Raw genomic sequence first — 22,478 nt, forward strand, 5'->3', positions numbered from 1 at the left:
ACATAGATAAATATATCATCATCACTTTCTGGAGTACCACATGAGCATAGCAAATCGATTGTATGCGGGGTTTGCCTTCATTCTATTGTTACTTGTTATAACGACAATTGTCGGTACGTATCAGGTTAGCGAAATCGATAAAACACTCACAAGAGTGAATGAAGTAGGAAGTGAAAAACAACGCTTTGCTATTAATTATCGCGGTAGTGTACATGACCGGGCTATTGCTCTGCGCGATTTAGTACTTGTGGATGATGCTGCTGATCGCCCTCCGCTCCGCGAGTTAATTGATGATTTAAAGTCTAACTACAACACAGCGGATAAGGGCATGAGCGCTATTTTTTCTGACAGCACTTTGGTTAGCAGCAAAGAACGTGAATTATTGGCAGCTATTGAAGACGTGCAAGTGCGAGGACTGGCCGCCGCCGAAGAAACTGAGCGTTTATTAAGCTCTGGTCAACGTCAACAAGCGCAGGAATACGTACTGAATGAATTGTCTCCGGTTTACGCTGAATGGCTGAATCGCATTAATACCTTCATTGAGTATCAGGAGCAGAACATAGCGACAGGTACCGAAGGTGTTATGGACCGCAGCGAAAACTTTGCCACTTTAATGTGGTGGGTGACGGCTTTCGCTATTATTACGGGTGGCATAGCTGCCTGGCGGATAGTGGCTAAGCTGACTCACACCATAGGCGGCGAGCCCGAAGAGGCGGCTGAAGTATTGCAGCGTATTGCTGATGGTGACTTAACGGTTTCAACCCGAACACGCTATGAAGATAGTATGATGGCGGACGTGAATCGCATGGTTCGTCAACTTAGAGAGATTCTGCAGGACGTTAATGATTCTGCAGATACGATTCTGAACTCATCGAACGAGTTGTCTGAAACAGCGAATGATAACCAGCAACTAGTGGTTCAGCAGCAAGAGCAGACCACTCAGGGGGCAACGGCAATTCATCAGATGGCACAGACGGTACGGGAAGTTGCTCAGCATACAGAGCAGGCGGCTCAGTTGGCGGACGACACTGATAAAGAGACTGTTGGTGGTAGCCGTGAAGTTGAAGCGACCATTCGCTCTATTGAAGAACTGGCAAACCAGGTTGAAGGTGCGTCAAAAGTTATTGGTCAGTTATCTGATAACACCGCAGAAATTCATAAAGTACTGGAAGTGATAGAAGGCATTGCTGACCAGACTAATTTACTGGCGTTGAATGCCGCAATTGAGGCTGCCCGTGCAGGCGAACATGGCCGCGGTTTCTCTGTGGTTGCCGATGAGGTGCGCGCGTTAGCGAACCGAACTCAGGATTCTACTCGTAATATTCAGAGCTTAATTGAAACCATGCGATTGAGCGCCAACGACGCAGTTACCGTTATGGAAAAAGGCAGAGAAAAGGCTGGAGAAAGTGTTGAACAGGCGCGTTCCGCGGGTGAGTCTTTGCATGCGGTGAATAGCTCGGTTGAAAAAATGAGCGATATGAACGCACAAATTGCGACTGCCGCGGAAGAGCAAACTGCCGTAGCGGAAGAAATAAACCAAAACTTCACGTCCATTACTCAGGCTGCTGAGCAAGCAGCTGCTGGCTCAGAACAGATTAGTGAAGCCAGCCGTGAGCTGAACGAACTGGCAAAACGGTTAAATAATGGCATGAAACGCTTTAAAATTGTTTAAACCCCTTGATTAGAACGGCCAAACCCCCTACCATAGCGGCCGTTCTGGAGAGGTGGCCGAGTGGCTGAAGGCGCACGCCTGGAAAGTGTGTATACGGCAACGTATCGAGGGTTCGAATCCCTCTCTCTCCGCCAGATACAAAAGAAACCGCCCTCGAGGCGGTTTTTTTGTGTCTGCAGAAAGGGAGGACTTGATGAGAAATGGATTACATCATGCTTTGTAAATAGAGCTTCTCGCCCAATCGATCCATCAAGTTCAGCTGTATCTGTAGCCAGTACGCGTGGTCTTCTTCAGTATCTTTTAAAATACCGACCAGCATCTCACGGGTGACATAATCATCAACTTCTTCACAGTACTCAATGACTTCACGCAGTGTTTTTGCGTTGTTGTACTCAAGCTGCAAGTCGTTTTCCAGCATTTCCCGAACATCCGAACCTATGGTATGAGGTTCGCGATTACTCATGTTGGGTTTACCTTCCAGGAATAGAATTCTGCGAATAAGCAAGTCCGCATGCCCGCGTTCGTCGTCAATTTCATGGTTAATGCGCTCATAAAGCTTCATTAAACCCATGTCTTCGTACTGACGAGAATGCGAGGTGTACTGGTCAATTGATGTCAGCTCAAAAGCCAGAAGACGGTTGAGCTGCTCAACTATATTGTTATCTCTGCGCATTATTCAGCTCCTTGAATTTTTGTTTGCAAATAGACCTCGTTACCCAGACGCGATATCAAATCAATTTGAGTTTCAAGCCAGTCGAGATGCTCTTCCTGCGAGTCGAGAATGTCGCGTAAAGCATTACGGCTGACATAGTCTTTGTGTATCTCACACTCTTTTATGGCTTCGCGTATTGCGCTGACATCATTGAACTGGACTTTGTGGTCCATTTCCAGCATTTCTCTTGGGTCTTCACCTACGTATAATTTACCGAGTTCTTGCAAGTTAGGAATGCCTTCCAGAAATAAAATACGTTCGATAAGAACATCGGCGTGCTTCATTTCGTTAATGGAGGCCTTATAGACAGGCTTGTTCAAACTTTCGAAGCCCCAGTTACGATACATGCGGGCATGAAGAAAGTACTGATTTATAGCGGTAAGTTTTAGTGTCAGTATTTTATTCAGTTGCTGGATGACTTTAGCATCACCTTTCATAGCCGTATTACTCCTTAATTCACTAGGTATGAATTAAGTGTAGCATACGGAAACCGGAAGTTGAGTCTCTTTACCTGCTTGATTAGAACGTTGTTCGAGGGCTTCGTGAAGAACATCTTTGGCGCAGTTTTTACAACACCCGCACTGTGAGGCTACACCGTATTGCTGGCGTAAGTCTCGCATTGAGTTCACTTCACCAGAAACTACGGCCTGATGAATGACTTTATCGTTAATACCTTTACAAAGACAAACATACATAGACTATCACCTCACTTGATAATGACAGTCTATGTTAAATACGAACGATTTGCAATATTGTTTTTATTGGGGGGCGATAAAGCCAGTTTTTAACAAGTACAAGGTATAGAGCAAGTACAGGCAGATAAAGACAAAACCGTGCACGCGGTTAATTCGCCCTTGCCGTGCCTTGCGAATACCAAAGACCATTAGCAGCAATGTCAATACGGCCATGGCAACCCAGTCGCGGCTTAACACCAAAGGTTCAAGCGAAACCGGTTCAATAGCACCCGCTATACCGACAACGGCTAAGGTGTTAAACATATTCGAGCCGATAACGTTACCCAGTGCCAGGTCGTGCTCATTCTTGCGGGTTGCCGCAATGGCTGAAGCCAGCTCTGGTAAGGAGGTACCAATGGCGACCACCGTCAAACCGATGACTAAATCGCTGACGCCAAGTGACACCGCTATGTTCACGGCACCCCAGACTAAAGCACGTGAACTGACAATGAGCAGTAGTAAGCCAACAATAAGCCACATAATGGCGGGTTTCATTGGCAGAGGGTTAGAGTCGAGTTCTTCGGTGAACTCTGCGGCTAAGCTGTCGTCGCTGCTTTTTGAACCTATCCATACAGACCAGCCCATGTAGCCAACAAAAACAACTAACAGAAAAATGGCTTCCAGCCGGGTGATTTGATAGTCAAGCAGAAATACAGCGCTTAACAGGGTTATGGCTATTAGAACTGGCATCTCGCGACGTATAACCACAGATTTAACCGCAATAGGGGCGAGCATAGCGGTAATACCTAAAACCAGTGCTATGTTGGTTATGTTCGAGCCATAAGCGTTACCCAGTGCCAACGCAGGGTTGCCCTGCATTGATGCCAGTGCCGATACAACCATTTCTGGCGCCGATGTACCAAAGCCAATAATGACCATACCGATAACTAACGGCGCCATGCCCAAGTGTTTTGCTACCGCGGCTGCGCCTTCAACAAAGCGGTCAGCACTCCAGACCAAAACAGCTAAACCTATAATGACCGCAACAATCGATAACGTCATAACACCCTGATCCTGTCTAAAAGAAAGGGTGCTAGTTTAACGCATGGTTTTCTTAATAGCATCAATACTTGATGGATCATCAATGGTTGAGGGAACCGCGACATCGTCGCCTTGTAATACCTGCCGAATAAGCCGTCTCAGTATTTTTCCTGACCGTGTTTTAGGCAGCCGGGGCACAACGTGTAAGGTTTTCAGACAGGCAATAGCGCCAATCTCTGCACGTATTGACTGGATAAGTTCCTGTTGTAATTGCTCGTGATCAATAGTGGAAGCGTTTTTAAGAATAACAAAGCCAACCGGTAACTCACCTTTTAGTTCGTCGGTTTGTGCGACAACGACGCATTCAGCAACGTCTTTATGGGCTGCGAGGATTTCTTCCATTTCTCCGGTGGACAAGCGATGACCTGCAACGTTTATTACATCGTCCGTGCGACCCATAATAAAAACATAGCCTTGTTCGTCGATGTAGCCGCCGTCGCCACTGCAGTAATAACCCGGAAAGGCGCTGAGATAACTGCTGTGCAGACGTTGTTCGTCGCCCCATACTGTGGTCAGACAGCCGGGAGGTAAAGGTAAGCGTACACAAATGGCACCTTCTTCTTTGCTGCGTAAACTTTTCCCCAATGGATCCAGGATATTGATTTCGTAGCCGGGAACCGGAAAGGCGGATGAACCGGGCTTTGCTTTTACCGCTCCAATACCGACAGGATTAGCGCACATTGGCCAGCCGCTTTCGGTCTGCCACCAGTGGTCGTAAACCGGCAAGTCGGTGAGCTCTGTTGCCCATTCATAAGTTGCCGGATCTAGACGCTCTCCGGCCATATAAATGCGTTTCAGAGAGCTTAAGTTATAGTGCTGCATAAATTCGCCTTCAGGATCTTCTTTTTTTATTGCCCGGAAAGCCGTTGGAGCAGAAAAGATGGCGCTGACCTTGTAGCCCTGAACGATACGCCAGAAAGCCCCGGCGTCAGGTGTATTCACCGGCTTACCTTCGTAAAGTACACTACTGCAGCCAAAAAGCAGTGGACCATAAACAATATAAGAATGGCCAACGACCCAGCCTACATCGGATGCCGTGAAGAAAATTTCCCCTGGCTTTAATCCGTAAACGTAATTCATAGAAAAATTCAGGGCAACGGCATAACCACCGTGGTCACGCACAACGCCTTTCGGTTTTCCTGTAGTGCCCGAGGTGTAAAGAATATAAAGAGGATGAGTTGCCGGTAGAGGAACTGCTTCTACAGGGTTTGCTGTCGTCAGTGCCCGCTCCCAGTCGGTGTCCTGACCTTCCTGCATTTCTGCCTGGCACTGCTCGCGCTGGTAGACAATGGTGCGTGGCTTATAGATTGCTTCCGCCAGAGCTTTATCCACAATAGGTTTGTAGGGCAGAACTTTTGTCCCTTCAATACCACAAGACGCGGTGATAATGAGTTTGGGATCCGCGTCGTCTATGCGAACAGCCAGTTCGTGCGCTGCGAAACCACCAAAGACAACCGAGTGAATTGCCCCAATGCGGGCGCAGGCCAGCATTGCAATAGCAGCCTGCGGGATCATGGGCAGATAAATAATAACCCGGTCGCCTTTTTCTACGCCTTGTTGCTTCAGGACATGAGCAAAGCAGGCAACCTGTTCCCGCAACTGGTTAAAGGTGTAACTTGCTTTGCTTTGGGTGACCGGAGAGTCGTAATACAAAGCGACTTGCTCGCCGCGGCCTGCTTCTATTTGTGCATCGAGTGCTAAATAACTGATGTTAACTTCGCCATCCGGAAACCAGTCTGCCAGTCCATTTTTTTTGACCTGTGCAGCGACTTTCGGCGTTTTGAACCAATTTAAGCGACGGGCTTGCTCCAGCCAAAAACCTTCAGGATCTTGCTGAGCTTCGGAGTAAACGTTTTTATAGGCTTGCATATCACTACCTCAAATCCTTTTATGCAGAGCCTTTAAGCATATTCTGTTGGCTTAAATTTCCTATTCGACTTAGGTCTAAGCCGCTTTGATATAAGTCAGGTTTACCAGAATCTCAGACGTCGCAACAACAGGAATTCGACAATAGCGATAATTACCAGCGCACCACAGAAAACCATAAACGCACCTTCACTTTCTACTCCAGGCATGCCGCCAATGTTTATTCCAAAAACACCGGTTAAAAAGCTAAGAGGTAAAAACACGCCGGCAATAACCGAAAGCCAATAGGTGTTGCGGTTCATTTTCTCGGCAATGGCTTGCTGCAGTTGCTCGCGCTGCATCCAGACTTGTTCCAGCATCAGGTCAATTTGTTCGAACAAACGTTGAGTGGTATCGCGTTCGTTGATAAGCCATTGGTGCAACTCGGTGCTCATAACCTTTTCGGTTTCAGTGCTGAGCTTTTCTAAAGCGGCCAGCTGCGGGCGGATAAAGCGGTTAAGTCGTAACAGGCGCCGGTGTAAAGCCGTGAGTTTTACCTGAACCGATGCCGTATTATCAAAGCCTTCACCTTCAATGGCTTCCAGTTGCTGTTCTGCAGAGGAAACCACATCTTCAATTCGTAAGTTCAGCTGCTCAATTAGGGCAACGATAAAGTCGTGTAACGACTCCGGCCCCATTTGTTGGTCAAGTTGCTCACGCAATTTTGCTATGGATAAAAAAGGACGCTTACGAAAACTGTACAACGCGCCTTTATAATAGAGTAAGCGCAGGCTGAGCATGTCTTCTGGAGATTCGCCGGTGTTTAAATTAACGCCCCGTAGCAACAGCATGAAACCGTCGGGTAAACGCTGAAAACGAGGGCGGGTGTCTTCTTCCAGTACCGCATCAATCAGAGGCTCAGGTATACCGGCTTGAGTTAACCACTCGGTCAACCCATCGGCATCACGCTGAAAATGAAACCAGGTGTTTTCCGCGGCGCTCGATGGCGACTGAAGTTGTTTTGCGGGATGCTGACTGAAATCCCAGGCGTCAATTAAAAAGTCCATAGAATCCTCACATATGACAATTATTCAAAGTCTATAGTGAGGCATTCAACTTGTCATTTGTTTTACTCATCAATTAGTCTGGCAATTCGCACAAAGACGAGTCGAATACCACTAAGTGATCAAAGTCGATATCAATCCCGATTTGTTCGCCGGTTTTTAACGGTTGATGGGAAGGGCCTACAGCCAGCACGTGACTGGTATCGGCCAGCTCCAGAGTATAGAGATAATGAGAACCACGAAAACCGCAACCAACCACTATGGCCTGCATACTGCTGTCGTTATTAATTAATACGTCATCGGGGCGCACTAAAAAGTTGACACTCATGTCGGGTTTATCGTGCAACTGTGAGTGTTCTATGACTCCGAATGCGCAATGCAGTTGCTGTTCTCTTATTTCGCCATTGAGTAAAACGCCGCGGCCAATAAAGTCGGCGACCAGTTGATGAGTGGGCTGGTGATAAAGGGCATAAGGGGTTTCCCATTGTAGCAGCTGACCTGAATACATCACGCCCGACTTATCTGCCATGGCAAAGGCTTCCTGCTGATCATGAGTCACCAGTAAGGCGGTAATACCTTCTTCTTTTAGCAATCGTCTTACGTCGTGAGCAAGAACTTCGCGCAGTTCGGCATCAAGACTGGAGAAAGGTTCATCAAGCAGCATCAGTTTAGGTTTCGGAGCCAAAGCGCGGGCCAGAGCAACACGTTGTTGCTGCCCTCCGGATAGCTCGTGCGGGTAGCGATTTTGATAACCATTGAGGCCAATGCGGATCAGCAGCTCTTTAACTCGCTCTTCCTGCTGTTTTTTGGGTAATCGATTAATACCAAAACGGATATTGTCGGCCACAGTTAAGTGGGGGAATAATGAAAAGTCCTGAAACATCATACCCACTGCTCTTTGCTCGGTCGGTATATGCACCTGGCTGGATGAGACCGTTTTTCCGTGCAGTTCGACTTTTCCGTTGGAAACCGGAATAAAGCCGGCAATGGCGCGCAACAGAGTGGTTTTCCCACAGCCACTGGGGCCGAGCAGACAGCCAATATCGCCCGGCTCTAAAGATAAATTCAGTCTGTCGACGATGAGGTCACCGGAGAGCTGGATGCTGACTGTGTCAATATTCAGTAATGTGCTCATTTACTCTCCTGCTTTCAGTGTTTTGTTGCGTAATGCCCGGGACAGCATAATAACCGGAATTAACCCGACTGCGACAATCATCAATGCAGGTGGCCCGGCATCGGCTAAGCGTTCATCAGATGCCATTTCAAATGCCCGCACCGCCAGGGTGTTAAAATCAAATGGGCGTAGCACCAGCGTGGCTGGTAGCTCTTTCATGACATCGACCAGTACTAAAATTAGCGCAGCCAATAACGGGCTGCGGAGCAACGGCAGGTGAACCCGCCATAAAATACGTTTACCACTGGCGCCCAGAGTTCGTGCGGTATTGTCCATTTGCGGTGTAATTTGTTCCAGCCCGGAGTTAACGGTTTGCAAGGACACTGATAAAAACCGAACGCTGTAGGCAAATAAAAGCGCGATAACGGTACCGGAAAATAATAACCCGGGATTAAAGTCAAACACCCATTCACTGATAGCGATAATGTGATTATCGAGCCAGGCTAAAGGTGACAACAACCCAACCGCTATAACAATGCCTGGAATAGCGTACCCCATACCCGCCAGGCTGATAGCCGCGCGTAAAGGTCGGGTAGGGTGGCGACGGCGACCGTAAGCAAGCCATAAGGCCAGAGCAACAGTGATCAATGCCGCTAGTAAACCTAACCAGAGTGTGTTGAAGGTTAACATCCAGAATTCGGTTTGCTGCCATATTTCAGACTTCTGAACCGACCACCAGAGCAGTTGCGCAGCTGGTATTATAAAGCCAAGCACAACGGGGAGCCAGCAAATCAGAGAAGCCAGTGCTGCCCGCCAGCCCCTTAATGGTCGGCGCTGAGGAGGCTTGGTTGCAGAACGCTGCTGATAAAAACGAGCACGGCGCCTTGAGTAGCGCTCGACCATTATCAAAATAATGACAAATACCAGCAGTAAAGCCGATAACTGTAAAGCTCCCTGCGCATCACCAATGCCATACCACGTTCGGAAGATACCCGTGGTGAATACTGTGACGCCGAAATATTCCATGGTGCCGTAATCGGCCAGAGTTTCCATTAATGCCAGCGTGACGCCGGTTGCTATAGCTGGCCGCGCCAGTGGCAGAGCAACTTTCCAGAAACTTCTTAATGAGCTGGCACCCAGGGTTTTCGCACTTTCAAACGCGGTTGTTGATTGCTGCATGAAAGCGGATCGGGTAATCAGGTAAACGTAGGGATAAAGAACAATACAAAGAACAAATATCGCACCGTTCAGACTGCGTATTTGTGGAAACCAGTATTCGCCTATATTAACAGAGAATATGTCCCGGATGAGGCCCTGAACCGGACCGGCATAATCGAGCAGGCTTGTATAGGTATAGGCCGTAATGTAGGCCGGCATTGCCAGTGGAAGTAATAACGCCCAGCTCAGCCAGCGCCAGCCGGGAAAGTCGTATTGACTGATACACCAGGCCGTACTGACCCCGAGCAAAGTGACACCGGCACCGACAGCGAATAATAAGATCACTGAATGACCGATGTATTCCGGTATCACGGTTTGCCAAAGATGTTGCAGAGTGTCCCATTGAGGGTTCAGTAACGACAAAGCTACCACAATGAGTGGTAGCCCTATCAAGACCGCGACGGCAAACAGCAACAGCGTGCCACGGTTCATTTACGCATCTCCTGGTAGCAAATTAACGCCAGCCGGCACGGTTCATTAAACGCACGGCGTCGCCGTTATTCTCGCCCAGAATATCCATTTCAATATCATCCTGCTTAAAGTCACCCCATTGCTGGAGTGTTTTACTCCACTCAACGCCTTCGCGAACTGGGTATTCATAGTTGGCCTGAGCATACCATTTTTGTGACTCTTTAGAGACCAGGAACTCGATTAGCTTTTGAGCTTCGTCAATGTTTTTCGCGTGTTTAGTAATACCTATGCCAGAAACGTTCACATGGGCACCATGTGTGTCCTGAGCTGGCCAGAATATCTTCACTTTTTCGGCCGCCGCACGCTCTTCGGCGTCATCAGAGTTCAGCATATGGCCAAAGTAATAGGTATTGGCAACTGCGATATCGCATACGCCAAAGGCAACGCCTTTAATTTGGTCACGGTCACCCCCAACCGGTTTACGGGCAAAGTTTGCGACAAAGTCTTCTGCCCATTCTTCTGTTTTCTCTGCACCGTGGTGTTCAATCAGCGCAGCAACTAAGGACTGGTTGTACAGATTATTAGAAGAGCGGATGCAGATACGGTCGTTCCACTTTTCATCAGCCAGGCTTAAATAAGAGTCCAGTTCGTCTTGGTTTACGCGCTCTGGTGAGTAAAAAATAGGGCGGGCGCGTAAACTTAACCCAAACCAAAGGTTGTCCGAAGAACGAAAATGCGACGGAACGGCAGAGTTAATCGCGCCAGAGTCCACTGCCTGGAATGCATCTGCTTCAACAGCGCGGTGCAAAGCTCCAGCATCAACGGTTAAGAATAAATCCGCCGGAGTGTTTTTGCCTTCGGAGTTAAGCCGGGCAAGTAGCGCGTCCGCTTTACCGGTTAATAAATTAACTTCGATGCCCGTTTCTTCGGTGAACTTTTCCAGAACGGGTTTGATCAGCGCTTCTTTTCGGGCTGAGTAAACATTAACTTCAGCAGCGGCGCTAGTGAAGGACACCAGTGTCGCAGAAGTCGCGGCAAGTATTGCCAGTATTGAATGAAACTTACGCATTTCAGATGACTCCTTAACGAACTATCTTGATAGAAACGTTATGATTATATCAAACAAAGCAAATAATGATAGCCATTCTCATTTAAAAAATAGTCATCTAAATTCGTTATTTGAGGGTAGTCAGAGTGTTAGCTTCTGCTATTCTAAAGCGACTTACTTTCAGCGGAGAAATTATGTCTGACTTATCGATGCTTGCCCTGATTGGCGTGTTGTCCATTAGTTGTCAGTGGTTGGCGTGGCGTATTAAGTTGCCGGCAATACTGCCGTTATTAATTTGTGGCTTACTGCTAGGGCCCACTCTGGGGTTACTTGAACCGGACTCGCTATTTGAAGACTTACTGTTTCCTTTTGTCTCATTAGCGGTTGCGGTTATTTTATTTGAAGGCAGCCTGACCCTGAAATTTGAAGAAATTCGAGGTCATGGTCGCATGGTAACCAACTTGGTTAGCATAGGCATGCTGGTCACCTTTGTGGTTATCGCCGTACTAACGCATTTTATTATGGGGTATGGCTGGGAAATTTCAGCCTTGTTCGGGGCGCTTGTTGTGGTCACAGGGCCGACTGTTATCCAGCCCATGATCCGTTCTATCCGGCCGATTAATAAGTTGGCGAATATTCTGCGCTGGGAAGGCATTATTATTGATCCGCTTGGAGCCTTGCTCGCGGTACTGGTATACGAATTTATTATTGCCAGCCAGGACGTTGCTTTCCTGCATGCGCTGCAGGCTTTTGCAACCACTATTGCTTTGGGTTTTGCTCTGGGTTGGGGCGCAGCACGCTTGCTTGGCCTGGCTTTGGGGCGAGGCTGGTTTCCGCATTATTTACAGAACGTTGCGACCTTAACCATAGTGCTGGGTGTTTTCGCGTTATCTAACGCGATTCAGCATGAATCTGGCTTATTGACCGTTACGGTCATGGGCATGGTTATGGCCAATACCCGTAACCTCAATATGGAAGAAATACTGGAGTTTAAAGAAACTCTCAGTGTGCTTCTTATCTCTGCGCTTTTCATTATTCTGGCCGCCCGACTGGATTTTTCCGAGTTTGATGCGTTGGGAATGCCTGCGGTTATTCTAATTGCCATTATTTTGTTTGCGGTGCGCCCCTTGGCCGTATGGTTGTCTGCGATAGGAACCGAGTTAAGATTTAAAGACAAGGTCTTATTATCCTGGATAGCGCCGCGCGGTATTGTTGCGGCGGCAGTCTCTGCATTGTTTGCGTTAAAAATGGAAGAGTCTGGCTGGACAGAAGCTGCAGCGGTTGTTCCGCTGGTTTTCTTAGTAATAATGACCACCGTTGTACTACAGAGTTTGACCGCGAAACCGCTGGCCAGAATGCTGGGACTGCTGGAGCCGCAAGCCAAAGGATTCTTAATTTTTGGTGCTAACCAAATGGCCCGGGCGGTTGCAAAAAGCCTACAAGAAAGTGGCATTCCGGTTCGCCTGGCCGATACCAACTGGGAAAATATCAAGTTAGCGCGGATGGATAGTTTACCGGTGTATTTTGGTAATCCGGCATCTGAGCACGCAGCTAACAACATTGATTTAACCGGTCTTGGTCAGTTGCTGGTTATGTCGCCTTACAAACAGTTGAATCCCTTAGTGTCGATGTACTATCAGGACTGGTTTGGTTCCAGAAAAGTGCATGGCCTGAACGGTGGGGAGCAGGACTACCGGGCCAGCCACCAGTTGACCGAAAATTACCGCAAGACACTAAACTTGTTTGGCGACAGCGTAACGTATTCAAAACTTGCCAGCCTGCATTTTAAAGGCGCTAAAATTAAGTCGACACCTATTACCGACAGTTTTAGTTTTGCAGACTACCAACAGAAATATGGAACTCGCGCCTTGCCCATGTTCGCATTGGACGATGCCGAAAAACTCCATATCTTTACCACTGAAAGGGAGTTGATACCGCAGCCGGGTTGGACGGTAATAGCTATGATTTCAGCGGAGCCTGAAGAAAATGACGTCGAATAGGCGGTTGAAGTGCCGGAGCTGGCGCGTTAAAAGCGCCATTCTCCACTCAATTGAACGCCTACTTCACCGTCGTAATTGCTGCCGTCAAGGTATTGCAAAGAGAGTTTAAGTAAACCGGAAAAAGCTGGTTCAGTACGCCGTAGTAAAGCTCGTGACAGGGTGTCATCGTCTTTTTCTTTACTATGACTGACCAGCGCCGTCCAGGCAGAGCCATCGGCTGAAAACTGGCGATAGCTGGCCGATACGGTCTGACTTTCACGGGGGAAAGGCGAACCGGGGTTACGCTGGTGGTTCAGAAAGTACTGTTTTCGATTTTCGTCCAGTGAATAAAAGTCGTGCTCTTCTCCGCCATCTAACTGACTGTATTCAACCGTGAAGCTATGACGACGCTCTTTAGAGCCTGTCATCCATTGCGCGCCCAGGGTATATACTGGTTTGTCATCGGTTTCCAGTTTTCGGTCAATACCCAGCTCTGCGTAAGCTGAAAACTGATGAGCTCCCCAGTCGAAACCGGTTCTGGCATCAGCGGTTAACATCCGGTTGTCGGGTCGGTTGTCGCCACTCTGCTCTATAGCGCTTATACCAAACCATAAATGCTGAAATAACTGACTGGAAAAGCGGATGCCGCTAACCCGATAATGGTCGCTGTATCCATCGTCCTGATAGGCACTGAATAAACTGATTTTGAATGGGTTCATTCCGGCAGGCGGATAATCAGGAGCGTAATCGATTCGAATTTTAGGCATAGGACGAGCATTGTTAGAAAACAGCAAGCTGCTGTGCTCTGCCGGCCCCCAACGCAACGGCAGCGAATCCAGGCTGAAACTCCAGTCATTCAGGTTATAAGCTAAGTAACTGCCGTCGAGGGTCTTTTTGTGGTCGCCTTCAAAAGGATCCTGACGATAATTTACCTGAACTCTGGCCGCCCAGTTAGTGCCGTGCATACTGCGGCTTAGGCTAATTTTACCTTCTTCATAAATGTCGTCGCCGTAATCCTGAACGACCTGTTCGCTATCTGTTGCACCGATATACCAGCGTGTTTTAGGCCCGCTCTGAGCTTGTGATAATTGATGGCGCACATGGCGTAATGCTAATTGCTGGGTTGGGCTCAAACCTTTTAATTCAAGCGCGTCCAGCTCCGGCAATAAGCTTTTCCAGGTTACTGGAAATTGCTGGATGGGTGTTTTGATAAGACCTGATTCAGCTAAAACAATCAGACTGTTCCGCAATTCCGCGTCACTCGCTTCAATCCAAACGGAGCTAAGCGCAGAAGGGGTAATGATTAAGCTAAGACCACCAGCAATAAGGGTGTTACGGAAAAAAGAGATGGATGACATGAAACTGATTTGGATCCCTATGACAAATTACACTCTATACTGCCAGAAATTTTAACACTAAGACAACGGTTTATCTGTGCTTTTCAGTTATAATATGAAGCCCTGGAGGTTTCCTTATGACTTTTAAAAAATTTTTGGTGGCAGGGCTCTTCTTCGCAGTTCTTAGTGGCTGCGGTCAGGAAGACAAAATGAGTTTACAAAGTGCTGAAGTCAAAGCTCTGGACGAACAGTTACTGCCTAATGATAACTGGCAATTGAGCCGGGCAACGATTGAGATCAGCTTTTGTCGTAACCGCATTAATGAGGCTTTGCTGGCATCGGAGGCCGAGCTCAGAGGTTGGCGCTTATCGGGAGAAAGCACCGCGTTTCCCCCATACAGAAGTGAGGGCATAAATGCCTTGTCAAAGCTTTTTGATAAAACCGATGTGTTATTGTGGCAGGCAGAAGGGAATGTCAGCGCACAACGCTATCACGTGGTTAAACCGGCAACTGCCTCAAAAGGCGAAGTTGCGGATGCGGTCTTTCCTGCTGTCGTTAGCCTATCCTCAACTGAGGAAGTTTGTCATGCGGCAGTTGATGACTCCGAATATTGAAAAACTTTATTTGTCGAAAATTCGTAGAGTTAGCAGGTTTTTGTAAAAATTTTCTGCGGTTCAGTATAAGTAACCTAAACTGAAGACTAGAGGCGAACGCAGAGGGGAGCAGTTATGTCTATTGGGCTAAATATTGAAAATAAGTTGCGGGAAGCATTTACTCCCGTGCATTTGGAAGTAGCGGACGAAAGCCATATGCATTCGGGGGGCGCTAATGCTGAATCTCACTTTAAAGTGGTCTTAGTTACCCCTAAGTTCAGCGGCGAGAGACTTATTAACCGTCACCGTGCGGTTAATAAAATTTTAGCGGATGAACTAATGAATCATATCCACGCGTTGGCGCTACACACCTATACTCAAGGTGAGTGGGAGCAACTGGGAGAGTCAAGACGATCACCAAACTGTCTGGGTGGGTCGAAAATAGCGGCAAATTAAGAAAAATTCCGCATGTCTGATGTGTTCCTGCCGTTTGATTGGTTACAATAGCCGAAATAATGCGAACAACAGGGATACATCAACATGATCATTAAGCCAAAAATTCGCGGTTTTATCTGCACCAATTCTCACCCAGTGGGTTGCGCCGAAAACGTTAAACGTCAAATCGAATTTGTCCGTAATAAACCTGCTATTACCAATGGTCCTAAGAATGTATTAGTCATAGGCTGTTCCACAGGTTACGGACTTGCTTCAAGAATTACGGCGGCTTTTGGTAGCGAAGCTCATACTCTTGGTGTGTGTTTTGAAAAAGAGCCTACAGAAAAGAAAACAGCGACAGCTGGTTGGTATAATACTGCTGCTTTTCATAAGGAAGCGGACAAAGCCGGTTTAGCTTTCCATTCAATTAATGGCGATGCATTTTCTGATGAAATTAAGCAGGAAAGTATCGACTACATTAAGCAAAACATGGGGAAAATTGACCTCGTTGTTTACAGTCTGGCATCACCTAAACGTAAAGACCCCGATAGTGGCGAAGTTTACAGTTCAGTGTTAAAGCCAATAGGCAAACAATACACAACCAAAACCTACAATACGGACAAAGATCAGGTACACGAAGTGACACTTGATCCGGCTACCGATGAAGATATTGCCAATACGGTAAAAGTAATGGGCGGTGAAGACTGGGAACGCTGGGTTAAAGCTCTGCATAATGCAGGCGTGCTGGCCGAAAATTGTCAAACCACTGCTTATACGTACATAGGTAAAAAACTGACACTGCCAATTTATGGTCATGCCACCATCGGCCGTGCAAAAGAAGATCTGGATCGTGCGGCATCAGAGCTCGTCGCCAAATGTGATGAGCTTAATCTGAAAGCTTACGTTTCTTCATTAAAAGCGTTGGTAACACAGGCGAGCTCAGCTATTCCTGTTATGCCGCTGTATATTTCATTAATTTATAAAGTGATGAAAGAAGAAGGCACACACGAAGGTTGTATCGAACAAATTTACCGCCTGTTTACCGAAGGCCTATATAGCAGTAACCCTGAACTGGATGATGCCGGTCGGCTTCACATGGACGGTTACGAAACCAACGATAAAACTCAAGCAAAAATAGAAGCACTCTGGGAGCAAGTCACTCAGGATAACTTCCACCAGCTTGCCGATTACGAAGGATACCATCAGGAGTTTCTGCACTTATTCGGTTTTGGCTTCGATAATGTCGATTATGACGCGGATATTGATCCAAAAGTAAACTGGTAAGCGTTGTGGGAAAAATGCTAAAATCCCAACGATAAGTGTGGAAAATGTTTCAGGTTGCTGACCATAAGCCCCCCGAGGGCGGTTGCTTGTGTCGGTAACTATTTGATTATTCAGGTTTCCAGCCCTAGTGGCTGGTTGTGATGAATCTTCCCTTAACGAGTAGTGCAAACGCATATGATTACGATCAAGAAAGGGCTGGACATCCCTATTAAAGGGGCGCCCCAGCAAAAACTATCCGACGGTAAGGCTGTGACGACAGTCGCTACCCTTGGTGAAGAGTACGTGGGTATGCGCCCAACCATGCACGTGAAAGAAGGTGACCAGGTTAAAAAAGGTCAGCTGATTTTCGAGGATAAGAAAAACCCTGGTGTCAAGTACACAGCCCCCGGGGCTGGTGTAGTAAAAGACATCCTGCGTGGTGAGCGCCGAGTGTTGCAGGCGGTTGTTATTGAGCTGAAAGGTGACGAGCAAGTTACTTTTGACAAATTTGACAGCGACAAACTCAATTCATTAGGTCGTGAGAAAGTTCAGGACGTTTTGGTTGAGTCTGGTCAATGGACTGCGCTTCGTACCCGTCCTTACAGCAAAACTCCAGCATTAGATGCAGAGGCTAGCGCGATTTTTGTCAACGCGATGGATTCTAATCCGTTAGCTGGCGACCCAACTTTATTTATAAATGAACAAAAACAAGCTTTCATTGATGGCCTTAAGGTTCTTTCTAACCTGACCGAAGGCAAGTTGTTTGTTTGTAAAGCGAGTGACGCCGAAGTGGATACTGGCGACGCAGATGTCACGCTGGAGTCATTTTCCGGCCCTCATCCATCAGGTTTGGTTGGTACTCATATACACTTCCTTCAGCCTGCGAGCATCAAACGCCCGGTGTGGCACATCGGATATCAGGACGTTATTGCTTACGGTAAGTTATTCACGACAGGTGAAATCTTTACTGACCGCGTTGTTGCTGTTGCAGGCGAAGCCGTTAAAGAGCCTCGTTTGCTGCGCACACGCTTAGGTGCAAATTTGCACGAGTTAACGGATGGTGAGCTAAACGGTGATAACCAACGTATTATTTCAGGGTCAGTCCTGCATGGTCACACTGCGGATGACGCGCACGCCTGGTTAGGTCGTTTTCACAATCAGGTTAGCGTTATTCCGGAAGGCAATTATAAAGAGTTCCTGGGCTGGATACGTCCTGGTTCTGACTTGCATTCAGTTACACGCGCTTATGCCGGACACTTTAATCCGAAGAAGTTATTCAGCATGACCACGTCACTGAATGGTTCTTCACGTTCAATGGTTCCAATTGGCAACTACGAACGCGTAATGCCTTTGGACATTCTGCCAACATTACTGCTGCGTGACTTGTTATCAGGGGATACTGATGAAGGTCAGCAGCTGGGTTGTCTTGAACTGGACGAAGAAGACCTCGCATTGTGCACTTATGTTTGCCCCGGGAAGTACGAATATGGCCCGGTGCTGCGTGACTGTCTCACTAAGATTGAGAAAGAAGGCTAACCATGAGCTTGAAAGACACACTCGAGCGTATTGAACCGCAATTTGAAGAAGGCGGTAAATACGAGAAGTGGTACGCGCTTTACGAAGCCGTAGCCACTATTTTGTACACACCAGGAACTGTGACTAAGTCGGCTACGCACGTTCGTGACCGTATCGACCTTAAGCGCATCATGATTCTGGTATGGATGATGACGTTCCCGGCAATGTTCTGGGGGATGTATAACGTTGGTAACCAAGCTGCATTGGCTTTGGCTGACGGCTATGCGCTTTCTGACGTCTGGCAAGTTGGGTTATTCCACTTGTTTGGCGGCGAGTTAGGTGCTAATGCCGGCTGGGGCGCGAAAATGTGGTATGGCGCGTGTTTCTACCTGCCTATTTACGCGGTTACCTTCTTTGTTGGTGGTTTCTGGGAAGTTCTGTTTGCGTCTATTCGTAAACACGAAGTTAACGAAGGTTTCTTCGTTACCTCGGTTTTATTCTCCCTGATTTTGCCGGCAACAACGCCACTATGGCAGGTTGCTTTAGGTATCACCTTCGGTGTCGTGATTGGTAAGGAAATTTTTGGCGGTACTGGCCGTAACTTCCTTAACCCGGCACTAACCGGTCGCGCATTCTTGTACTTCGCTTATCCTGCCAGCATGTCTGGTGATTCTATCTGGACGGCTGTTGATGGCTTCTCTGGTGCAACAAACCTGGGTAAAGCGGCTCTGGGAGAAATGGATTACGGTAACACCCAGCTTTGGTGGGACGCTTTCCTTGGTAACATCCAGGGGTCAGTAGGTGAAGTTTCAACCTTACTTATTCTGGTTGGCGGTTTAGCGTTAATTTATTTCCGTATTGCCTCCTGGCGTATTGTTCTGGGTGTCTTTGTCGGCATGGTGCTGTTCTCCGGACTACTGAACCTTATTGGCAGCGAGACAAACCCAATGTTCGCTATGCCTTGGTACTGGCACTTAGTATTGGGTGGTTTTGCTTTCGCAATGATGTTTATGGCGACTGACCCAGTATCTGCGTCCTTTACCAATAAAGGGAAGTTTGCGTACGGCTTGTTAATTGGTTTTATGACGGTGATGATTCGTGTCATTAACCCGGCATTCCCGGAAGGAATTATGTTGGCCATCTTATTTGCTAACGTATTTGCACCGTTATTTGACCACTTTGTAGCACAGGCAAATATCAAACGGAGGTTAGCGCGCAATGGCTAATAAAAATGAAAGTTTAGGCAAGACCGTTGGTGTCGTGCTGGCGCTTTGCCTGGTTTGCTCAATTGTTGTTTCTGGTGCCGCTATTGGTTTGAAACCCATGCAGGAAAAGAATGCGGCACTTGATATGCAGAAGAACGTTTTGGATGCTGCCGGTATTCTGGAAGCCGATACCGACGTTGTTGAAACTTATAAGCAACGTATCGATACCATGGTCGTCAGCCTTGAAGATTTAACCGTTAAGGATGACATTGACCCGACATCGTTCAGCAACCGCAAAGCAGCCGGTGACCCTGAAACAAGTAAGAAACTTAAGAAAAAGAACGATCCTGCTGGTTTAGGTACCCGAGAAAATTTAACACAGATTTACCTTGTGAAAGATGACAGCGACGAAACAACAGGTCTTGTTCTTCATATTCGTGGTCAGGGTCTGTGGGGAACCATGTACGGTTTGCTGGCGTTAGAAAGCGACTTTGACACGGTTAAAGGCGTTAACTTCTACGAGCACTCTGAAACGCCGGGGCTTGGTGGTGAAATCACTAATCCGGCCTGGATAAAAACTTGGCAAGGTAAAGAAGTTTACGGCGAGGACGGTAACGTCCAGTTTGAAGTGGTAAAAGGCGGCGCCAAAGGCGAGCACGAAGTTGATGCGCTTTCTGGTGCAACTTTGACCAGTAATGGTGTTGAATACCTAGTTCAATTCTGGATGGGCGAAAATGGTTACGGTCCATTACTCAAGAAACTTCGTGAGGGAGAGTTGAACAATGGCTAGTGCAAAAGAAATGAAGTCCGTATTATTCGGACCGATATTCGCCAACAACCCCATCGCACTGCAGATCCTTGGTATCTGTTCTGCATTGGCTGTAACGTCGAAAATGAGCAACACACTGGTTATGTGCATTGCACTAACCGCTGTTGTCGCTTGCTCTAACTTATTTATTTCGATTATCAGGAATCATATTCCGTCAAGCGTACGTATTATTGTTCAAATGACAATCATCGCGAGCTTGGTTATTGTCGTTGACCAGATACTAAAAGCTTACGCTTACTCAATTTCTAAAGAATTGTCAGTGTTCGTTGGCTTAATCATTACTAACTGTATCGTTATGGGTCGCGCAGAAGCTTACGCTATGAAGAGCACTCCGTTTATGTCTTTCCTGGACGGATTGGGTAACGGTTTAGGTTACTCAGTGGTGCTGTTGGTTGTTGGCTTCATTCGTGAACTCTTTGGTTCAGGCAGCCTGTTTGATGTACAGATTTTACCTCTGGCATCACAAGGTGGTTGGTTCGAGCCGGTTGGCTTGTTACTGATGCCGCCAAGCGCCTTCTTCATCATTGGCGGGTTTATCTGGGTACTGCGTACCTTCCGCACTGAACAAGTTGAACCTAAGGAGTAATGGTCATGGAACAATATATCAACCTGTTCATCCGGGCGGTTTTCATTGAAAACCTGGCATTGTCCTTCTTCTTAGGTATGTGTACGTTTTTGGCCGTATCTAAGAAAGTTAAGACAGCATTTGGTTTGGGTGTTGCGGTTATTGTGGTGCTAGGTATTTCGGTACCAGTAAACAACTTAATTTACCACAACATTCTGGCACCTGGCGCACTAGAGTGGGCGGGTTTCCCGGATGCGGATTTAAGCTTTTTGAAATTTCTGACCTTTATCGGTGTTATTGCGGCATTGGTACAGATTCTGGAGATGACGCTGGATAAATATGTGCCTGCATTGTACAACGCACTGGGTATTTTCCTGCCACTCATTACTGTTAACTGCGCTATTTTTGGTGGCGTAGCTTTCATGGTAGAGCGCGATTACAATTTCGGCGAATCCGTTGTTTTCGGAATTGGTAGTGGTGTTGGCTGGGCTTTGGCTATTGTTGCTTTGGCCGCAGTGCGCGAAAAACTGAAATATGCAGATGTACCCGATGGCCTGCGTGGCTTGGGTATCACATTTATTTCAGTGGGTCTGATTGGTTTGGGCTTTATGTCGTTCTCCGGCGTATCCTTATAACCAGCGTGTTGAATCGGTAAAAAAAGGTACGAATCGATGCAAGAGATATATCTCGGTGTAGGGATGTTCACCATCATCGTACTGGTTTTGGTTGCGATTATCATGTTCGCAAAATCAAAGCTGGTACCTCAGGGTGATGTGGAAATCCTGATTAATGAAGACGACGACAAAAAGATCGTGACTCAGCCAGGCACTAAACTCCTGGGCGCGCTCGCTAACGCCGGAATTTTCGTGTCATCAGCGTGTGGTGGCGGTGGTTCATGTGGGCAGTGTCGTGTCACGGTTAAAGAAGGTGGCGGTGATATTCTACCGACTGAACTTGATCATATTACCAAACGTGAAGCTCGTGAAGGCTGCCGTCTTTCGTGTCAGGTTAACGTTAAACAAGACATGAAAATCGAATTACCAGAAGAGGTTTTTGGTATTCGCAAGTGGGACTGTACGGTTAAGTCTAACGACAACGTAGCAACCTTTATTAAAGAGTTTGTGGTTCAATTGCCGGAAGGTGAAGATGTGCCTTTCCGTGCGGGTGGTTTCATTCAGATTGAAGCTCCGCCGCATCACGTTAAATACAAAGATTTTGATATTGCGGAAGAATATCACGCAGACTGGGATCGCTTTGGCTTCTTTGACGTAGAGTCAAAAGTTGATGAAGAAGTTGAGCGTGCCTATTCAATGGCTAACTATCCGGAAGAAAAAGGCATTATTATGCTGAACGTCCGTATAGCAACGCCGCCACCTAACGACTTAAGCTTGCCTGCAGGCAAAATGTCATCGTACATTTTCAGTCTGAAACCAGGCGACAAGGTCACAATTTCAGGTCCATTTGGTGAATTCTTTGCCAAAGAGACGGATGCTGAAATGGTGTTCATTGGTGGTGGTGCTGGTATGGCACCAATGCGTTCTCATTTGTTTGATCAGATGCGTCGTATAAAAACGGATCGTAAAGTATCCTTCTGGTACGGTGCCCGCTCGAAAAAAGAAATGTTCTATGTTGAAGATTTCGACATGCTGGCCGAAGAGAACGACAACTTTGAATGGCACGTGGCATTGTCCGATCCGCAGCCTGAAGACAATTGGGAAGGTGATACTGGCTTTATTCACAACGTTCTTTATGAGCGTTATCTTAAAGACCACGATGCCCCAGAAGATTGTGAATATTACATGTGTGGACCACCGGTTATGAACGCGGCAGTTATCAACTTGTTGAAAGACTTAGGCGTTGAAGATGAAAATATCATGTTGGATGACTTTGGTGGTTAA

The 22,478-nt window shown here is 47.2% G+C and carries 21 protein-coding genes and 1 tRNA gene; 12 read left to right on the forward strand and 10 right to left on the reverse strand.

Annotated features, from left to right (window positions below; all coding sequences use genetic code 11):
• The first annotated feature begins 40 nt into the window (after positions 1–40).
• Together Q5L94_RS00045 and Q5L94_RS00050 are read left to right on the forward strand one after the other, a co-directional pair.
• Complete coding sequence (locus tag Q5L94_RS00045; RefSeq protein ID WP_317496480.1) at positions 41–1,672, forward strand: methyl-accepting chemotaxis protein; 1,632 nt, start codon at positions 41–43, stop codon at positions 1,670–1,672.
• Positions 1,673–1,718: 46 nt separating this feature from the next.
• A tRNA-Ser gene (locus Q5L94_RS00050) sits at positions 1,719–1,806 on the forward strand.
• Positions 1,807–1,877: 71 nt separating this feature from the next.
• Here Q5L94_RS00050 and bfr (Q5L94_RS00055) read toward each other — a convergent pair.
• The 9 genes from bfr (Q5L94_RS00055) to Q5L94_RS00095 all read right to left on the reverse strand — a co-directional run bounded on the left by bfr (Q5L94_RS00055) (position 1,878) and on the right by Q5L94_RS00095 (position 10,880).
• Complete coding sequence (gene bfr, locus Q5L94_RS00055; RefSeq protein WP_317496481.1) at positions 1,878–2,345, reverse strand: bacterioferritin; 468 nt, start codon at positions 2,343–2,345, stop codon at positions 1,878–1,880.
• Complete coding sequence (bfr, locus tag Q5L94_RS00060) at positions 2,345–2,821, reverse strand: bacterioferritin (RefSeq protein WP_317496482.1); 477 nt, start codon at positions 2,819–2,821, stop codon at positions 2,345–2,347. The genes bfr (Q5L94_RS00055) and bfr (Q5L94_RS00060) overlap by 1 nt, the downstream gene beginning before the upstream one ends.
• A 33-nt stretch (positions 2,822–2,854) precedes the next feature.
• A complete protein-coding gene (locus Q5L94_RS00065) occupies positions 2,855–3,079 on the reverse strand; it encodes a (2Fe-2S)-binding protein (RefSeq protein ID WP_114981584.1) in 225 nt (74 codons plus the stop codon).
• 63 nt (positions 3,080–3,142) lie between these two features.
• The gene (locus Q5L94_RS00070; protein WP_317496483.1) at positions 3,143–4,120 is read right to left on the reverse strand and encodes a calcium/sodium antiporter; all 978 of its coding nucleotides are present in this window, start codon (positions 4,118–4,120) and stop codon (positions 3,143–3,145) included.
• 36 nt (positions 4,121–4,156) lie between these two features.
• Complete coding sequence (locus Q5L94_RS00075) at positions 4,157–6,028, reverse strand: acetate--CoA ligase (RefSeq protein ID WP_317496484.1); 1,872 nt, start codon at positions 6,026–6,028, stop codon at positions 4,157–4,159.
• 101 nt (positions 6,029–6,129) lie between these two features.
• Complete coding sequence (locus tag Q5L94_RS00080) at positions 6,130–7,071, reverse strand: CorA family divalent cation transporter (protein ID WP_317496485.1); 942 nt, start codon at positions 7,069–7,071, stop codon at positions 6,130–6,132.
• A 73-nt stretch (positions 7,072–7,144) separates the two neighbouring features.
• Positions 7,145–8,203, reverse strand: a complete 1,059-nt coding sequence (locus Q5L94_RS00085) for an ABC transporter ATP-binding protein (RefSeq protein ID WP_317496486.1) — start codon at positions 8,201–8,203, stop codon at positions 7,145–7,147.
• On the reverse strand, positions 8,204–9,832 hold the full coding sequence (locus Q5L94_RS00090) for an iron ABC transporter permease (protein ID WP_317496487.1): 1,629 nt from the start codon (positions 9,830–9,832) through the stop codon (positions 8,204–8,206).
• A gap of 22 nt (positions 9,833–9,854) precedes the next feature.
• Positions 9,855–10,880, reverse strand: coding sequence for a Fe(3+) ABC transporter substrate-binding protein (locus tag Q5L94_RS00095; protein ID WP_317496488.1), 1,026 nt, complete (start codon positions 10,878–10,880; stop codon positions 9,855–9,857).
• Positions 10,881–11,053: 173 nt separating this feature from the next.
• On the opposite strand from Q5L94_RS00095, the gene Q5L94_RS00100 reads away from it, so the two are divergent.
• Entirely contained in the window at positions 11,054–12,859 is a 1,806-nt protein-coding gene (locus tag Q5L94_RS00100; RefSeq protein WP_317496489.1) for a sodium:proton antiporter, read from the forward strand.
• A 26-nt stretch (positions 12,860–12,885) separates the two neighbouring features.
• Here the strand turns inward: Q5L94_RS00100 and Q5L94_RS00105 are convergent, their stop codons facing one another.
• A complete protein-coding gene (locus Q5L94_RS00105) occupies positions 12,886–14,196 on the reverse strand; it encodes a capsule assembly Wzi family protein (RefSeq protein ID WP_317496490.1) in 1,311 nt (436 codons plus the stop codon).
• Positions 14,197–14,312: 116 nt separating this feature from the next.
• Between Q5L94_RS00105 and Q5L94_RS00110 the strand changes: the two genes are divergently transcribed.
• The 9 genes from Q5L94_RS00110 to nqrF all read left to right on the forward strand — a co-directional run bounded on the left by Q5L94_RS00110 (position 14,313) and on the right by nqrF (position 22,478).
• Positions 14,313–14,789 carry a hypothetical protein gene (locus tag Q5L94_RS00110; protein WP_317496491.1) on the forward strand — a complete coding sequence of 159 codons (477 nt, stop codon included), beginning with the start codon at positions 14,313–14,315 and terminating at the stop codon, positions 14,787–14,789.
• Between the two features lie 114 nt (positions 14,790–14,903).
• A complete protein-coding gene (locus tag Q5L94_RS00115) occupies positions 14,904–15,224 on the forward strand; it encodes a BolA family protein (protein ID WP_034819916.1) in 321 nt (106 codons plus the stop codon).
• An 84-nt stretch (positions 15,225–15,308) separates the two neighbouring features.
• Positions 15,309–16,487: an enoyl-ACP reductase FabV gene (gene fabV, locus Q5L94_RS00120; RefSeq protein WP_317496492.1), complete on the forward strand. Its 1,179-nt coding sequence runs from the start codon at positions 15,309–15,311 to the stop codon at positions 16,485–16,487.
• Positions 16,488–16,661: 174 nt separating this feature from the next.
• A complete protein-coding gene (locus tag Q5L94_RS00125) occupies positions 16,662–18,002 on the forward strand; it encodes a Na(+)-translocating NADH-quinone reductase subunit A (RefSeq protein ID WP_317496493.1) in 1,341 nt (446 codons plus the stop codon).
• Between the two features lie 2 nt (positions 18,003–18,004).
• On the forward strand, positions 18,005–19,207 hold the full coding sequence (locus Q5L94_RS00130) for an NADH:ubiquinone reductase (Na(+)-transporting) subunit B (protein ID WP_317496494.1): 1,203 nt from the start codon (positions 18,005–18,007) through the stop codon (positions 19,205–19,207).
• Complete coding sequence (locus Q5L94_RS00135) at positions 19,200–19,976, forward strand: Na(+)-translocating NADH-quinone reductase subunit C (RefSeq protein WP_317496495.1); 777 nt, start codon at positions 19,200–19,202, stop codon at positions 19,974–19,976. The genes Q5L94_RS00130 and Q5L94_RS00135 overlap by 8 nt, the downstream gene beginning before the upstream one ends.
• Positions 19,969–20,601, forward strand: coding sequence for an NADH:ubiquinone reductase (Na(+)-transporting) subunit D (locus tag Q5L94_RS00140; protein WP_317496496.1), 633 nt, complete (start codon positions 19,969–19,971; stop codon positions 20,599–20,601). The genes Q5L94_RS00135 and Q5L94_RS00140 overlap by 8 nt, the downstream gene beginning before the upstream one ends.
• A 5-nt stretch (positions 20,602–20,606) precedes the next feature.
• Positions 20,607–21,215, forward strand: a complete 609-nt coding sequence (nqrE, locus tag Q5L94_RS00145; protein ID WP_126782735.1) for an NADH:ubiquinone reductase (Na(+)-transporting) subunit E — start codon at positions 20,607–20,609, stop codon at positions 21,213–21,215.
• A 36-nt stretch (positions 21,216–21,251) separates the two neighbouring features.
• Positions 21,252–22,478: an NADH:ubiquinone reductase (Na(+)-transporting) subunit F gene (nqrF, locus tag Q5L94_RS00150; protein WP_317496497.1), complete on the forward strand. Its 1,227-nt coding sequence runs from the start codon at positions 21,252–21,254 to the stop codon at positions 22,476–22,478.

It is taken from the genome of Idiomarina sp. Sol25, assembly GCF_033052775.1.
Lineage (GTDB): Bacteria > Pseudomonadota > Gammaproteobacteria > Enterobacterales > Alteromonadaceae > Idiomarina.